This is a genomic window from Pseudomonas endophytica (genome assembly GCF_001411475.1).
Taxonomy (GTDB): domain Bacteria; phylum Pseudomonadota; class Gammaproteobacteria; order Pseudomonadales; family Pseudomonadaceae; genus Aquipseudomonas; species Aquipseudomonas endophytica.
The window spans coordinates 1-609 of record NZ_LLWH01000158.1 but is presented as its reverse complement, the minus strand read 5'-3'; the positions used below and the strand labels follow the sequence as shown (position 1 = coordinate 609).

1 protein-coding gene is annotated in these 609 nt (G+C 65.8%); it reads right to left on the bottom strand.

The window, feature by feature from the left end; translation table 11 throughout:
- On the bottom strand, positions 1 to 609 hold a 609-nt coding region (locus tag AQS70_RS10580; RefSeq protein WP_156355131.1), incomplete at both ends, for an ABC transporter ATP-binding protein.

Here is a 609-nt window from a genome sequence, read left to right as displayed (position 1 = left end):
GTCGGCGCTAGGCCGAGCCTGCAGCACCGGCTCACTGCTGTGCGACGACAGCCGCGTGCCCCGCGCATGCTCGGCGGGCACCGCGTCCAGTAGTGCTTGGGTATAGGGATGGTTGGGGTTGCGCAATACCTGCTGCATGGGCCCCTGCTCGACCACCACTCCGTGACGCAACACCAGCACTTCATCGGCCAGTTGGGCGACCACCGCCAAGTCATGGCTGATGATTAGCAACGAGTCGCCACGGGCTTTGATCTCTTGCAGCACCTGCAGAATCTGCGCCTGCACGGTGGCGTCCAACGCTGTGGTCGGTTCATCGGCGATCACCAGACCCGGGCTCAGCGCCAGCGCACTGGCTATTAGCGCCCGCTGACGCAGGCCACCAGACAGTTGATCGGGCCGCTGGCGCGCACGCAGCTCTGGCTCGGGCACGCCGACTTTGCCCAACAACTCGATCACCCGCTCAGCACGGCTGCGGCGGTCGCCCCATTGGTGGGTCGTGAGGACTTCAAGGATCTCTTTGCCGACCGGGCGTAGCGGGTCGAGTGACACCAGCGCATCTTGCAGCCCCAAACCAACACCTCTGCCGCGCAACCCACGCCACCCCCGCTC